This is a genomic window from Parabacteroides sp. PFB2-10 (assembly GCF_029893085.1).
Classification (GTDB): Bacteria; Bacteroidota; Bacteroidia; order Bacteroidales; family Tannerellaceae; genus QVMG01.
The window spans coordinates 270,871-285,728 of sequence record NZ_JARXWI010000003.1; the positions used below are offsets into that span (position 1 = coordinate 270,871).

10 protein-coding genes are annotated in these 14,858 nt (G+C 45.4%); 6 read left to right on the forward strand and 4 right to left on the reverse strand.

All coding sequences use genetic code 11. From position 1 onward, the window contains the following. Positions 1 to 104: 104 nt before the first annotated feature. From M2137_RS04265 to M2137_RS04275, 3 genes are all read left to right on the forward strand, one after another. On the forward strand, positions 105 to 1,628 hold the full coding sequence (locus M2137_RS04265; RefSeq protein ID WP_280765220.1) for a HAMP domain-containing sensor histidine kinase: 1,524 nt from the start codon (positions 105 to 107) through the stop codon (positions 1,626 to 1,628). A gap of 3 nt (positions 1,629 to 1,631) precedes the next feature. Then, on the forward strand, positions 1,632 to 2,321 hold the full coding sequence (locus M2137_RS04270) for a response regulator transcription factor (RefSeq protein WP_280765221.1): 690 nt from the start codon (positions 1,632 to 1,634) through the stop codon (positions 2,319 to 2,321). A 79-nt stretch (positions 2,322 to 2,400) separates the two neighbouring features. Continuing rightward, complete coding sequence (locus M2137_RS04275) at positions 2,401 to 4,077, forward strand: GAF domain-containing sensor histidine kinase (RefSeq protein ID WP_280765222.1); 1,677 nt, start codon at positions 2,401 to 2,403, stop codon at positions 4,075 to 4,077. Here the strand turns inward: M2137_RS04275 and M2137_RS04280 are convergent. Beyond that, the gene (locus tag M2137_RS04280; protein WP_280765223.1) at positions 4,062 to 4,328 is read right to left on the reverse strand and encodes a TIGR03905 family TSCPD domain-containing protein; all 267 of its coding nucleotides are present in this window, start codon (positions 4,326 to 4,328) and stop codon (positions 4,062 to 4,064) included. The genes M2137_RS04275 and M2137_RS04280 overlap by 16 nt on opposite strands. Positions 4,329 to 4,406: 78 nt before the next feature. Between M2137_RS04280 and M2137_RS04285 the strand changes: the two genes are divergently transcribed. From M2137_RS04285 to ispE, 3 genes are read left to right on the forward strand one after another with little or no spacing between them, the layout of a single operon-like run. Beyond that, a complete protein-coding gene (locus M2137_RS04285; protein ID WP_280765225.1) occupies positions 4,407 to 5,726 on the forward strand; it encodes a folylpolyglutamate synthase/dihydrofolate synthase family protein in 1,320 nt (439 codons plus the stop codon). A gap of 11 nt (positions 5,727 to 5,737) precedes the next feature. Continuing rightward, positions 5,738 to 7,102, forward strand: a complete 1,365-nt coding sequence (locus M2137_RS04290) for an MFS transporter (RefSeq protein ID WP_280765226.1) — start codon at positions 5,738 to 5,740, stop codon at positions 7,100 to 7,102. A 58-nt stretch (positions 7,103 to 7,160) separates the two neighbouring features. Beyond that, positions 7,161 to 7,985 (forward strand): 4-(cytidine 5'-diphospho)-2-C-methyl-D-erythritol kinase, encoded by an 825-nt coding sequence (gene ispE, locus M2137_RS04295; protein WP_280765269.1) that lies wholly within the window; start codon positions 7,161 to 7,163, stop codon positions 7,983 to 7,985. An 88-nt stretch (positions 7,986 to 8,073) separates the two neighbouring features. Here ispE and M2137_RS04300 read toward each other — a convergent pair whose 3' ends face one another. The 3 genes from M2137_RS04300 to M2137_RS04310 form a co-directional block, all read right to left on the reverse strand. Beyond that, complete coding sequence (locus tag M2137_RS04300) at positions 8,074 to 9,744, reverse strand: RagB/SusD family nutrient uptake outer membrane protein (RefSeq protein WP_280765227.1); 1,671 nt, start codon at positions 9,742 to 9,744, stop codon at positions 8,074 to 8,076. Positions 9,745 to 9,765: 21 nt separating this feature from the next. Next, positions 9,766 to 12,750 carry a TonB-dependent receptor gene (locus tag M2137_RS04305; RefSeq protein WP_280765228.1) on the reverse strand — a complete coding sequence of 995 codons (2,985 nt, stop codon included), beginning with the start codon at positions 12,748 to 12,750 and terminating at the stop codon, positions 9,766 to 9,768. 762 nt (positions 12,751 to 13,512) lie between these two features. After that, on the reverse strand, positions 13,513 to 14,754 hold the full coding sequence (locus M2137_RS04310; RefSeq protein WP_280765229.1) for a serine hydrolase domain-containing protein: 1,242 nt from the start codon (positions 14,752 to 14,754) through the stop codon (positions 13,513 to 13,515). Between the last annotated feature and the right edge of the window lie 104 nt (positions 14,755 to 14,858).

A 14,858-nucleotide genomic window follows, 5' to 3' on the forward strand; every position in this document is an offset into this window, starting at 1 on the left:
AAGTGTTATTTAGTCTTACCAAGCTGTTGATTTTTCGCCTTTCATTAGGCTTACCCGGATTCCGGTTGTATTTTTGTTCTGTTCATTTAGATGATTGAAATCGTATGAAACCTCGCCTTCACTTCAAATTAATCGGTTTGATGATCATCTCCGCGTTGATCGGTTTGATCGTCTTTCAGGGCTATTGGCTGAAAGGGCTGTATGGCACGCTCTACAGCCAGATGGAGTCTGATATCCGGGAAGCCATGCGCATAGCCGACTATAAAGAGATATTCTACCGCATGGAGGAATACAAACAGAAACGAGGCGACGGAGAAGAGTACAAAGGAGGAATAAGTTTTGGGCAAGTCGAGGTAGAAGCCAGACAAGACAGTCTGCCATCGGCTGAAAAGCTGGCTTCGGTCGATGTAGGAGAGATCGATCTGACAGAGATCGACCTGAAAGAAGAGGTAGAAACAGCATTAAATGAGTTATTATCCGCCTTGAACAGTCTGGAAGAAATCATTCTCCAGGGCATGCACGACCAGTTCGATTCCATCGCCCACATACAGTTTGAGAACTACGACCGCTTTTTGGTGGATGAGTTAAAAGCCAGAAACATCCATGCCCACTATCAGGTCTATCTCGTGTTCGAAGCACAGAAAAACCATCAGGTGTTTCGCACCTTAAGCAAAAGCCATCCCGCTATGGCGCCCGATACGGCAACGGCCGTTTTCGACTGGAAAGATGCCTCCTACTATGATTATCCGGTGCGGATGAATCCGAAATACCTGTCGGAAGCCGATCCGACCATCAGCGATCCTTTCTCCTATCGGTTGTATATCAAATCGCCTTCACGCATTGTCTTTCGACAGATGACAGGCATATTATTAACTTCTTTCCTGTTGTTGCTCATTATCCTCGTCGCTTTTCTCTATCTACTGCGAACGATTATGCGGCAAAAGACAGAGGAGGAGTTGAAAACGGACTTTACCAACAATATGACGCATGAGCTGAAAACACCGATATCGATCAGCTACGCAGCGGTCGACTCCCTATTACACTTTGGAGATCCGGTCAACGAAAAACAACGCAAATACCTCACCATTGTCAAGGAACAGCTGACCGGGCTGGCCGGACTGGTCGAACAGATACTCACCCTCTCGGTCGAAAACCGCAGTACATTCAAACTCCACCCCGTTGAGATAGAGCTGAAAGAACTCATCGTTCAGCTACAGGAACAATGGCTGATGAAAACGAAACAACATATACGCTTCTCAACCGACATCCCGGACGGGCTGACGGTAATGGCCGACAAAACACATCTCTACAATATCATCAACAACCTGATCGACAACGCGGTGAAATACAACAACAAAGAGATGTGCGAAATAACCATCGGGGCAACTAAGGAGCAGGAAGAGATACGCATCAGCCTAAGCGACAACGGTCCGGGTATCAGCCAGGCACATCAAAGCCGTATTTTCGACCGATTCTACCGTATCCCGAGCGGGAACCTGCATAATGTAAAAGGACATGGACTGGGTTTGTTCTACGTAAAAGACATGATGAAAAAACAGGGCGGCGACGTAACGGTTGAAAGCCAGAGCGGAAAAGGAAGCACGTTTCATCTTATTTTGAAAGGGTAAAGGATGGAAAAGATCAACGTTTTATTGGTAGAAGACGAAGCAACCCTGGCGATGATCATTAAAGACACGCTGGATGGCCCGGAGTTTGATATTCAAATTGCGGAAGACGGTCGAGAAGGACTGCGCCTGTTTAGGGAAAAGACGCCCGACATCATCGTAACCGACGTGATGATGCCCGCCATGGATGGCTTTTCCATGGTCAAAGAGATACGCCAGAGCGATCCGTCCATCCCGATCCTGTTTCTCTCCGCCCGCTCGGCAGCCTCCGATGTGGTGGAAGGATTTGAGATCGGCGGAAACGATTACCTGAAAAAGCCGTTCGGCATGGCGGAACTGATTATCCGCATCAAGGCATTGCTTCACAAGGTGGAATACCGCAAACCGGAGATCCACCTGTTTGAAATTGGTGCATACACATTCGACTCGCTCACCCAGACACTCTCTTTTCAGGGAGAAAAGGAGGCATTGAGCAACCGGGAATCAGAAATACTCAAGCGACTTTGCGAAAACCGCGATCAGGTGATGCCTATGAAAGAGATTCTGCTCGACCTATGGGGCGACGACTCCTTCTTCAACACACGCAGCCTACATGTATTCATCACCAAACTTCGCCGCAAGCTATCCCGCGATCCTTCGATACGGATTCTGAATGTAAGGGGTATCGGATATAAGATGATCGTCGTCCACGGTTAACTTTTAACCTATAAAAGACTGATTTATTGCAAGAAAATGTTATATTTGCAATAACAACAAAACCAAACCTTATATTCTTATGTCCGAATACCAACCTTTACTATCATCCGACACCCGAACTATGAATAAAACTCCTTTCAGGAAGACCCTTCAGGAAGTACTACGGATTATGCAACGCAGCGATCCGTATAAAGCGATCGACAAAGGCTTTGCGAAGCTATTGACATTCTTCGAAGCCGACAGGATCTATATTGGCTATTTCAATGAAGCCGATAATTCTATCTCTTTTATTCATGATATATCCACCGATGGATCCGATGGCATTGCTTCCTTCTTAAGCAACCAGCTGTCGGACGCTAAAGTGATCTATGAAAAAGATTTTCCCTGGTGGATCAATAAAATCAAACGAGGGGAAGACACGATCATTGACGATGTGTTCCAAATGCCACCGGAAGCCTCTTTTGCCCAAAAATTAATGATTGCGAATGGTGTTAAGTCGACGCTATGCACCAGCATACATTGCGAGCATACGATTTGTGGATTCTTAGGCATAGAACATACGCGTAAGACACATACCTGGCTTGAATCGGAGATCGACAACCTGCATCTGTTCTCCGATCTTTTCTCTCTGATGATTCAAAATGAACAAAAAGAGGAGATGAAAACCAATTTCACTAAACTGAGCATGGTGATCAACACCTGCAATTCGTACATCTGGGAATATGATATTCCAAACGATGAGGTAACCATTGACTATAGTCTGCTTGACTACGAACATAGCGTCATTCTGCGTTCTTCCGAGAGTCAACGCAACCACCATAAAGGAGGACATTTAGAACAGATTCACAAAGAAGACTGGGGAAAAATACAAAAACAAATTGCTCGCCTTATTAACGGTGAAATCGACTCTTTTACGGAAACGTACCGGCAATATCTCAACCATGAATTGCGATGGGCGACCACCTACTTTCACACGTATGCATACGATGCAGAAAACAAACCCTGCAAAATTATTTGCTTGACCACCGACATTACCCAACAACGGGAGAATGAACTGGAACTGATTAAAGCCAGAGAGGCAAACAAAATCAAAACGGCCTTCATTGCCAATATGAGTCACGAGCTGAGAACACCATTAAATGTGATTGTCGGCTTTTCCTCTATTCTGGCCGAAAACAATAAAACGGAAGAAAACCAATACTTCATCGACCTGATTCAAAAGAACAATTTTATCCTATTAAATATTATAGACAACATTCTCAACTTCACAAAGATTGAATCGGACACTTTGGAATACAACAGGAGAATCACCGATATAAAGAAGGTATGCGAAGAGGCCGTCGGCATCAACTACAACAACCGGAATCCGAATGTAGAACTTATCTTCGATCAGAGCCTTCCCTCCTGCCCGGTTTTGACCGACCACGAACGGATTGTGCAGGTGTTATTCCATTTATTGGATAATGCAAACAAATACACGGAACAAGGGACAATCACCTTAAGCTATCAGAAACAAAATGATTGCGAACTCCGGGTAGAAATCAAGGACACGGGTATAGGGCTTCCCAAAGAAGAGAGGGAAAAGGTATTTCTTCAATTCTATAAAGTTGACAATTTCAAGACCGGACTGGGCTTAGGATTGCCTATTGCGAAAAAGATCATTGAAGATTCAGGGGGGACAATGGGCGTTGATTCGGTAAAGGGAAAGGGGGCGACCTTTTGGTTTACCCTGCCGCTGGCTCAAAGCTCCGATTGATAGGTTTTCAACGCCTGGGCGATCTGATCCGGGCAGGAGGTAGTTTTGCTACCGCAACAAATACCTTCCAGACGCGAAATGGCCTCATCAACCGACATGCCCTTTATCAAAGCGGAAATGCCTTGCGCGTTTCCTTCACAACCACGCTCGACCCGCAAATCGGTAATTCTATTATCTTCAATATCGATCAAAAGCTTTTTCGAGCAGACTCCGCCTTGCGGTATATACACTATTTGTTGTTTATCTTCCATCTTGACACACTATTCTTAATGAAGATACAAAGGTAAAGAATAATTTGACTATTTTTGCCCATGCCTAATTCTAAGGAAATGACATACGAAGAAACGCTTCATTACCTCTATACAAGCACACCGGTTTATCAACATAGCGGTGCTTCGGCCTATAAGCCGGGGTTAGATACCTCCATGGCTTTAGACTCTCTTTTACATCATCCGCACACAGCCTATCGATGTATCCATATAGGAGGCACCAATGGGAAAGGTTCCGTTTCGAATATACTGGCTGCCATTCTTCAACAGGCAGGCTATAAGGTTGGTTTATACACCTCGCCTCACCTTGTGGACTTCCGGGAGCGTATCCGGGTAAACGGAGAGATGATTTCGGAGAGATACGTGGTCGACTTTGTCGCTAAATACAAAAAGGATTTCGAACCCCTCCACCCCTCTTTCTTTGAACTCACATCGACCATGGCATTTGCCTATTTTCGCGATCAAAAGGTGGATTTTGCGCTTATTGAGGTTGGACTCGGCGGACGTTTAGACAGCACAAATATCATTACGCCTATCCTCAGCATCATTACGAATGTGAGCAAAGACCATACCCAATTCCTGGGAGATACCCTGGGCGAGATCGCTTATGAAAAGGCGGGCATTATCAAACAGGGTGTTCCGGTGGTGATTGGAGAACCGGGGGATGAGATCACGGAAAAGGTATTCCGGAAAAAGGCAGAAGAGATGCAGGCGTCGCTACATATACCAAGTGAAGAGCATGTATTGAAGAGTGATGCCCATCTGTCTGAATATGGAGAATGGTTTTTTGATACGACGGATTGGGGCATGTTGTTCGGTGAATTGGGTGGTTTAGCACAATTCAAGAACGCGCAAACTATCCTCTGTTCGCTTCGGGTGCTTACCGGACTGGGAGTGACTATTCCGCAGGAAGCCGTTAAAAACGGCTTTGAGAATGTAACCCAAATCACCGGATTGCAAGGCAGATGGCAGGAGGTATTGACGCATCCCTACACCATTATCGATACCGGGCACAACGTAGGCGCCTGGCAATACATCACCTACCAACTGGAGGCGGAAGCTAAGGAGCGTCCTCATCTTTATATGATCATAGGCTTATCGAACGACAAAAACATCGAAGAGATTGTAAAAATGATGCCAAAAGAGGCGTATTACTTTTTCACTCAAGCCTCCATTGACCGTGCTCTTCCGGCCGAGCAGTTGGCACAATACGCTGAAATGGCCGGTTTAAAAGGCGAAGTATTCCCTTCAGTGGTAGATGCGGTATTTGCCGTGATGGCTACGGCCAACGATGAAGATATAGTCTTTATCGGGGGAAGCAATTTTATCGTAGCGGAAGCGCTTCCGCTTTTTGAAGAAACAGATTATTCTTTAAACTAAATACTAATATCATGACAGAAATTATTCGTAAAAAACTAAACGACTCAAAAGCCGCACGCTGGACAGCACTGATCATTGTTTCGTTCACTATGATGTGTGGCTACTTTATTACCGATGTAATGGCGCCACTGGAAGACCTACTTATGCGCACATACAACTGGAGTGGAACAGAGTACGGTCTGTTTACAAGTGCTTATGGTTGGTTCAATGTATTCCTTTTGATGTTGATTCTCGGGGGTATTATCTTAGACAAAATGGGGATTCGGTTTACCGGTAAAATGGCCTGTTTATTGATGCTCACCGGTGCCTTGATAAAGGCGTATGCTGTTTCTTCCTATTTCACGATGACAGGAACGATTTTCGGTGTGAACGCACAGGTGATGATTGCCGGTTTAGGCTTTGCCATCTTCGGTATGGGCGTAGAAATTGCCGGAATCACCGTAAGCAAAGTGATCGTTAAGTGGTTTACAGGGCATGAATTAGCATTGGCTATGGGACTCCAGGTTGCTCTGGCACGTATCGGTACGGCCTGCGCTTTAGGCTTCTCTCTTCCACTGGCAAAACATTTTGGTGCCATCTCTGCTCCTGTTCTTATCGGCGCCTTATTATTGTGTATCGGAACACTCTCTTTCTTTGTGTATGCCGTTATGGACAAAAAACTGGATGAATCCATCGAATCATCATTGGACGGAGAGAAAGAAGAAGGATTTAAATTGAGCGATATTAAAATGATCGTAACCAACAAAGGGTTTTGGTTGATCGCATTCCTGTGCGTATTGTTCTATTCAGGCGTATTCCCATTCCTGAAATTTGCGACGAAAATCATGATCTACAAATATGGGGTCGAAGAGGGTCTGGCCGGTTATATCCCAAGTCTCCTTCCTTTTGGCACGATCTTATTGACTCCTTTGTTTGGTAGTTTGTACGACCGCATCGGAAAAGGAGCCACATTGATGTTGATCGGTTCTTTTATGTTGATTGTCGTACATGGCCTGTTTGCCTTACCGATATTGAATGTATGGTGGTTTGCAACCATTATCATGATTGTACTGGGTATTGCCTTCTCCCTGGTTCCTTCGGCCATGTGGCCTTCTGTGCCTAAAATCATTCCGCAAAAGCAATTGGGTACTGCCTATTCATTGATTTTCTATGTGCAGAACTGGGGATTGATGGGCGTGCCTTTCATCATTGGTCTGGTGATCGATAAGTATGCCATGACGACTCTTCCTGATGGTACTGTAACATACGACTACACTATTCCGATGTTGATTTTCACACTCTTCGGCGTATTAGCCGTTATTGTGGCGCTTATGCTGAAAGCAGAAGACAAGAAAAAAGGATACGGACTGGAACTTCCTAACATTAAGAAAAACTAAATGAAGAATGAAGAGTGAAGAATATTTTCACTCTTCACTCTTCTTTCTTCATTCAACTATGATCTGTTTCCCGAATGCGAAAATAAACTTAGGTCTCTATGTTGTGGGTAAGCGTCCTGACGGTTACCACAACATAGAGACCGTTTTTTATCCGATCCCGGTAAAAGATGCGTTGGAAATTGTCCCTTCGGCAACAGGGAACGATCATTTTATGCAAACCGGTATTCCTATCGGAGGAGACCCTGCCAGCAACTTAGTGATGCGCCTATTGGCTCTGCTTCGTACAAAACAGGCCATTCCACCGTTAGACATCCACCTTTTAAAACAGATACCTTTTGGTGCCGGACTGGGAGGAGGATCCTCGGATGCGGCCTTCATGTTGAAACTGATCAATGATTTTTGTTCGCTGGGGCTATCGTCCGGTGAAATGGAGGAAATAGCAGCTAAGATCGGAGCCGACTGTCCTTTCTTTATTCAAAACAGACCTGTCTTTGCGACGGGTACAGGCAATATCTTCACACCGGTTACCATCTCACTGGAAGGCTATTATTTCGGTTTGGTCAAACCACCGATCGCAGTCTCCACGCCCGAGGCATACGCCGGAGTGACTCCCCGGAAGCCGGAAAGATCATTAACAGAGGTCATCACTTGCCCCGTAGAGACATGGAGAGAGGAAATGACAAATGATTTTGAGGCTCATCTGTTCCATAAATACCCTGCCATAGCTGCCATAAAGCAACAGCTTTATGATAACGGAGCCATTTACGCCTCCATGTCCGGATCGGGATCTTCCGTTTTCGGTTTGTTCCGGGAATCGGTCAGGATACGTCCCCTCTTTCCTGATTATTATGTATGGGAAGGGCTTCTACCCGCTCCCTTTTAATTTCTGATTCAACACTAAAAGAAGGGTGTGTGTCGCCGTATGATACGTCGACACACACCCTCCTTTATTCATATAAAAACTCTACAGTTTACGGATTTTGAATCAATTCGGTCGGATAGGCATCCAGCTCTGCCTGTGGAATGTATTCGACAACAATATCAGCCGTTGGCTGCACAACCGGGAATACCGGAGAACCACTTAAATGGGTACCCGGATACCGACGATCCAAGGTAAAGCCATTTCTGAAAATATCCAGCTTGCGATGTCCTTCCCAAGCCAATTCCAAACGTCTTTCATCCAGAATACACTCCAAGAGATCCTTACCGGCAGGCAATGTCGAGAGAGTCAATTCCGGAATATTCGCTCTTTCACGGATTACATTCAGGTCGCTAAGAGCCGCGGCATCATTACCCAAATGATAATTGGCCTCTGCCCGGTTCAGATATATTTCTGCCAAACGGATATACACCGGAGAATAGAGATGCGACTGATCTTCCTGCAACGATACTTTATAGATGAACCGAATCGGGAAACCATTACGATCTTCCAACGCCTCTTCTATCTTCACATAGTATTTCTTACTATCACTCTTTTTTGTCACATAATAGCGAATCTTTCCATTGTCCGTTTCCTTCTGAACGATATCACTGGTATAAAGAGCCGCACTCGCCGCATCGATCACATACTCATCGCCCTCTTTCGTTACAGTCGCATGTTCATAGGTATAGGTATTCGTACTTTCATTGCCTACCACATACAACATCCACAAAACACCCGGAGCCTTTACCTGGTCGACTACAAAAGCATGACGCAGGTCGCTTTCGTTTTCGTTCAACAACTCCATATAGGTCGAAGAAGGATACATTTCTCCCCATCCGTTTTCATTGATCTTCGCATAGACAGATCCGACAGAATACCACGCCATATGATAGTCTTGAAAATCCTTATCTTTCACCATGCGGATAGCAAAAATCGTTTCCGTATTGCTTTCCGGAACATGGCGGGGGTATTTCTGGTACGTATCGCCACGCAGAAGCGTATATCTTCCTGAGTCAATCACCAGATCCGCGTATTCCTTCGCTTTCGCCCACTCGCCCATATACAGGTAAATACGCGACAAATAAGCATAAGCCACCTCTTTAGACGCATAGATATTCGTCTTTTCACTTCCCATCAGCGAAGCCGCTTTCAACAGATCCTTCACAATCTGGTCGTACACCTCTTTGACCGTCGCACGTGTCGGGAAATCATCCAGATCGGCTGTCAGCTTCAAAGGAATACCCAGGTTGGTTTCAGGGCTTTGCGCATAAGGGCGTCCGAAGATATTACACAGGTTGAAATAGAGGAAGCCGCGAAGGAAATAGTTTTCCCCCAAGACCTGATCCAGCACCTCGCTCTCGCCTTCCCCAAGCTCTTGAATAATATTGTTGACACTCGCAATCGTCTGATAAGTAAACTTCCAGACGCGGCCAGGATAATAGTTATCACGTGAGCGTCTGAATGTGTATAGGTTGTAGAACAAATCGGATGTCGTTCCGCTCAAAGAGACGTTATCCCCTCCGAATTCATTCACATAATGGATCGTTTTATAGTAATATTCCTCTTTTAATTTGGCATAATTCCCCAGCGTGATTGTTTCCAGACTGTTCGCATCCATATTTTCGTTTGTGATCTCATCATATGGCAAACGTTCCAGGTCACAGCTATTCAGGAGAAGGAAAGCCATCATAAACAGAAATGATTTTAGTAATGTTTTCATATCATTTGCTTTTTAATGTCGTTAGAAACTAAGATTGACTCCCAAAGTAAATTGGCGTGACAGAGGATAGACATCCGTGCCCGGATCTCCGTTGTCTTTTCCTGCTCCGATTTCAGGATCGGGACCGGAGAAGCTTGTGATCGTAAACAAATTCTCACCCGACAAAGAGATGCTGGCATATTTTATCTTAGCCTTCTTCAATAGATTTGCCGGCAAATCATACGAAAGCGTCAGGCTGTTCAACCGGAAATAGCTGCCATCTTCTAAATATCTCCCCGATCTCTTTTGTGAGTCTTTGTTACCACCGGCTACCGGTTTCGGATGGGTGGCAATATCGCCCGGTTTTTCCCAACGGTTCCATCCATCTTTCAGATTCATGGAGTTGAATGTAATATAGGCACCGTCGTTATCATAGAACTGGCGGGCAGAATGATAGATATTATTGCCCGACACAAAGGTGAAGGCGCCTGACAACGACAAGCCTTTGTAGCTCAATGAAGTCATCAAACCTCCGGTGAAATCGGGATTCGAACTACCTTGCTTCACGCGGGTTGCCTTCGATAAATCGGTTGTCTGCGTGCGGCTTCCGTCTTCATTATAGATATACCACATCGGGTCACCGGTTTGGACATCCACCCCGGCCCATTCTTCCATATACCAGGTATCGATCGCTATCCCCTCTTCCAGGATCTTATTGCCCGAAATCTGTGGTTTGCCTTCATACAGTTTTTTAATCTTGCTCTTATTGAAACCGATATTAAAGTCCAGAGTCCACAAGAAATCTTTTGTGCGAATAAGATCCGGGCTTATCGTTACTTCAACCCCTTCGTTCTTCACCGCACCGATATTTTGGTACTGGCTGTCGTACCCGGTGATGGAAGATAAAGAAACCTGGTACAACAAATCGGAGGTGTTCTTATTGTAATAGTCGATATTCAAACCAACCCGGTCAAACAGGCGGGCATCCAACGCGATATTGGTTTCATAACATTTCTCCCAGCTCAACGCATAGTTACCCAATCGTTTCGGAAAAGCCGACGGAACACCATTGTAGTTGGTGCTCAGGGAGTAGACAGACATATAGCCATAATTGCCCGATCCCGGCGTATTACCGATCGATCCGTAGCTGGCACGCAGCTTCAATTGATCGATGAAATCGATCTTTTTCACCATTTCTTCCTGATCGAGAGCCCATCCTAAACCGAAGGTAAAGAAGCCTCCGTAGCGATCGTTCTTTCCAAAACGGGAAGAACCATCCACACGATAAGAGAACTGTGCCATATACCGGTCGTTATAGGTGTAATTGGCATTAAAGTAAACCGACTGCATCGCCCATTCATTCTTACCGCCACCTACGGCATAAGCGTTTGAAGCCACACCCAACACCTCAGCGCCGCCGGGAATACCGCGTCCTTCCGCATTGTTGGACTCCTGCTTATAATCACTGTATTCATACCCCAGGAAAGCACTCATCTCGTGTATGTTATTCACGATCTTATTGAAACGCAACAGTTGATTGGCATACCGAGAGGTATAGAACGTATTGGACGCTCTCAAATGGCCATTGTCTGCCGCGCCGGAAGTCGAACGAGGGTCTGTATATCCTTCCGTCAGATGGTATCGGTAACCGATATTATTATTCGATTCAAATACCAGGTAATCCGTAAAACGATAATCGAATCCGAGATTAGCCGTTATACCCAATTGTTTTCCTCTGTCGTAGTTCCACTGCAGGTTGTAGAGGTAGTTAGAAGCATCACGCCCATGCCAGTCTTTTTCCGTTCCTTTCCGAACCGAACCATCCGGATTGTAGGGATAATCCCAGGGCAGATAGGTCATAGCGCTATAGATAGAATGCTGCTTGTTGTCATCTTGCCAATAGCTGCCGGAGAACTTTGCTTTCAATGTCAGACGATCGTTTACCTTATAATCCGTATTGCTTCTGAGATTGTAGCGCTGGTATTCAAATCCTTTGATTGTCCCTTCGGCATCGTAGTAGTCGCCCGACAGGAAAGAGCGGATCTTTTCGTTACCAAAGGTGTACGAAACCGTATAGTTTTGTGTAAAGGCATTCTGTGTGGCTATATCAAACCAATCCGTATCATACGCAAGCACATCTTTATTGAACCAGGTAAGAATACCCGAGTTCTCCAGATTATCCATCGATTGGGTATAATCATACAACTCCTGGGAATTCATCAGATTGAACTTGCCCAAGGTAAGCTTTGATATACCGAACTTAGCGGAAACATCAATCTTGCTTTCACCCATCCGCCCGGTCTTGGTTGTCACCAATATAACCCCATTGGTGGCCCGCGATCCGTACAAGGCTGTTGCCGCCGCATCTTTCAATACGCTGATGGTTTCGATCTCATTCGGGTTCAACTGAGCTCCCGTTCCGGAGACCACCCCGTCGACCACCCACAACGGATCGACCGACGAGTTCAGGGTGCCCTTACCACGGATACGGATTGTCGCTGCATCGCCCGGACGTCCGGAGCTGTTCAACACCTGTACACCGGCCACTTTCCCCTGCAGCATCGAGTTCACATTAGGCGATGTGACTGTTTTCAGCTTTTCAGCGCTCACCACAGAGATAGCACCAGTCACAGAACTCTTTTTCTGTGTACCATACGCCACCACAATCACCTCACCGATTTTAGCCACATCCTCTTCCATGACGACAGATAGCTGCGTCTTGCCATTCAATGCCACCTCTTCGGTTATAAAGCCAATATAGCTAAACACAAGGACAGCCTCCGGATTGGCCACGTCTAAGGTGAAATTACCATCAATATCTGTAATGGTGCCGTTCGAGGTGCCTTTTTCAAGAATATTCACTCCGATAAGCGGTTCGTCGGAGTCGCTCACAACATGACCCGTAACCGTGATCCGGTCTTGTTCCAGGTTGTTCATTTCCATAGCAAACATAACATCATGGCTATAACCATTTGTCGCATAAGCCATTCCAATGCTCAAGAATAGAAAAAGAATACTTGTTTTCATAGTCTTAGAGCCTTTTTTCCGTGGGCGATAGGTATCGCCTGATCTAAAGCTTTGTTTCATAGAATTACAAAATGTTTAAGGTTGATACTTTGTTAGGTTCTGTTACTTTTTTGCATAGTTATAAGGGTGGATTGCGTCTATTCATTCGATTCTCTTTTTAGTTTGACATCTATTTAATTACTCTCGTTTTTTTCTTATGATCACAAGATCTGCGTCTATTTCATAGTCCACGGAAAAATGCCTTTTTCCGTAAGGCACGAGCTGTTATATCAGATTGATCTAATTGATTTTCATATCCTGAAGTATTTCCGTGATAAAGAGGGGAAATCGATTGCATCGTCCGACCAAGCCCGCCTGGAAGGGATTCCAGTGGTTAGTTAAAGTTTCGTTGTATGTAGAAAAGGTCTTAGTCACAGCGTTTGTCATTCTTTTCGACAGACAAATATAATTATTTTTTTTAGAAAATATGCCTAATGGGGCAATATTCAGCCATTCTACAACAATGTAAACAAACGTTAATTTGCCTATTTTCGACAAAACACCCAATTTACGATTTGTAATTTCAGCGGGACTTTGCGCGCAAAAAAGCGGGAGTTCGAAGACAAACTCCCGGGAGAAACACTTTTTAACGTATGGGATTGTAAGCAAAACGGCCGTTTTGCTTACAATCGCGATTTTAACATTTGGAGAGAGACCGCCTCTCCCCGGGTCAGCGGCAAAAGGCTTAACAAAGCGGCTGTACCCCTCTTTGTTATCGAGAGATTACTCCAATGCCTGATAAACAGTGTTCAGGAATTTCTCCCATATTTTCGTATCGGGAACACGGTTAGTATACAGGAGGATAATCATATCTTCTTTATGGTCTATGATGTAATCGGTATTGGCCATGCCGCCCCAGGAGAGTGCGCCGGGAGAGACCATAGGCGTGAAATTACTGATGGATTTGCGCTCCACAGGGTTTTCGGGATGAATCTGGAAAGCCAGTCCAAACTGGAAATCGGCTCCTCCACTGTTGGGATAGGGCAACTGGTTTTCTTTCATCATTTCTACGGTATGACGACCTAAGATGCGCTTTCCGTTGAACACACCATAATTGAGTATCATCTGACAAAAGCGGGCATACCCTTCGATCGTCCCGCTCAAACCACTGGAGCCTGCCGCATAACGCCGATCGGCTCCGAAAGGATTCTTGCCGCTCCACATCTCAGTCGGTTCAATGGCGCCCGATTCATTCTGGCGATAGACTGTCACAAAGCGCTCCCGGTAAGATTCGTCGTAGAAATAGGCCATATCCTTGATGCCTAAGGGCTCCAATATCTCTTCGCGCACAAATTCCTGCAAAGGCTTTCCCGAGAAATATTCCACCAGATAGCCGCACACATTCGAAGCGGGGTTGTAGTTCCAGTTCGTTCCCGGTTCAAACAACAGCGGACATTTCACCAGATCTTTCACATATTCGGCCAGGGTCGGATAATCGCTCTTCATCATATCTCGCTGTGGATTCACCCCCGACGAATGACTCAATAGATGGCGTATGGTCACCGGCTGGCGCACCGTACGGGTATCGACCTTCGTATCGCTGATCCGCCGTTCGATCACCTGATCCGTCATTTCCGGTATATACCTCACCACCGGGTCGTCTAATTGAAATTTACCCTGTTCGAACAAGATTAAGAGAGCTACCGAGGTGATCGCCTTTGTTTGGGAATACATCCGGAAGATATCGTCTTTCTGCAGAGGAATCTTCTTTTCCACATCCCTCCAGCCAAAGGCTTTATGATGAACCACCTGCCCGTTTTTGGCCACAAAGGTCAACGCATGCGGGATAATCCCTTGGTCGACATAGTCTTGTAATACCTGATCGACGCGATCGAGTCTCGACTTATCCACCCGGATGGCTTTATAATCGGGTGAATATTTAAACGTTTGGGCGACAGCTCCCCCGTGACTGATGCCTGACAACAGGCACACCATGCATACCATGCTAACTAAAGATTTTTTCATAACTCACCTGTTTAAAATGATTTACAGCAAAGCTATAAAAAACAAGGAATGATTTGTTTCTGAGAATGTTATAATTATGTAAAACTTTTCGCTTCGAAGGATTG

Excerpts from the sequence above, each read along its gene's own strand:
- ispE (WP_280765269.1), top strand. The coding sequence starts at position 7,161 with ATGATCTGTTTCCCGAATGCGAAAATAAACTTAGGTCTCTATGTTGTG.
- M2137_RS04280 (WP_280765223.1), bottom strand. The coding sequence starts at position 4,328 with ATGGAAGATAAACAACAAATAGTGTATATACCGCAAGGCGGAGTCTGC.
- M2137_RS04305 (WP_280765228.1), bottom strand. The coding sequence starts at position 12,750 with ATGAAAACAAGTATTCTTTTTCTATTCTTGAGCATTGGAATGGCTTAT.
- M2137_RS04300 (WP_280765227.1), bottom strand. The coding sequence starts at position 9,744 with ATGAAAACATTACTAAAATCATTTCTGTTTATGATGGCTTTCCTTCTC.
- M2137_RS04290 (WP_280765226.1), top strand. The coding sequence starts at position 5,738 with ATGACAGAAATTATTCGTAAAAAACTAAACGACTCAAAAGCCGCACGC.
- M2137_RS04270 (WP_280765221.1), top strand. The coding sequence starts at position 1,632 with ATGGAAAAGATCAACGTTTTATTGGTAGAAGACGAAGCAACCCTGGCG.
- M2137_RS04275 (WP_280765222.1), top strand. The coding sequence starts at position 2,401 with ATGTCCGAATACCAACCTTTACTATCATCCGACACCCGAACTATGAAT.
- M2137_RS04310 (WP_280765229.1), bottom strand. The coding sequence starts at position 14,754 with ATGAAAAAATCTTTAGTTAGCATGGTATGCATGGTGTGCCTGTTGTCA.
- M2137_RS04285 (WP_280765225.1), top strand. The coding sequence starts at position 4,407 with ATGACATACGAAGAAACGCTTCATTACCTCTATACAAGCACACCGGTT.
- M2137_RS04265 (WP_280765220.1), top strand. The coding sequence starts at position 105 with ATGAAACCTCGCCTTCACTTCAAATTAATCGGTTTGATGATCATCTCC.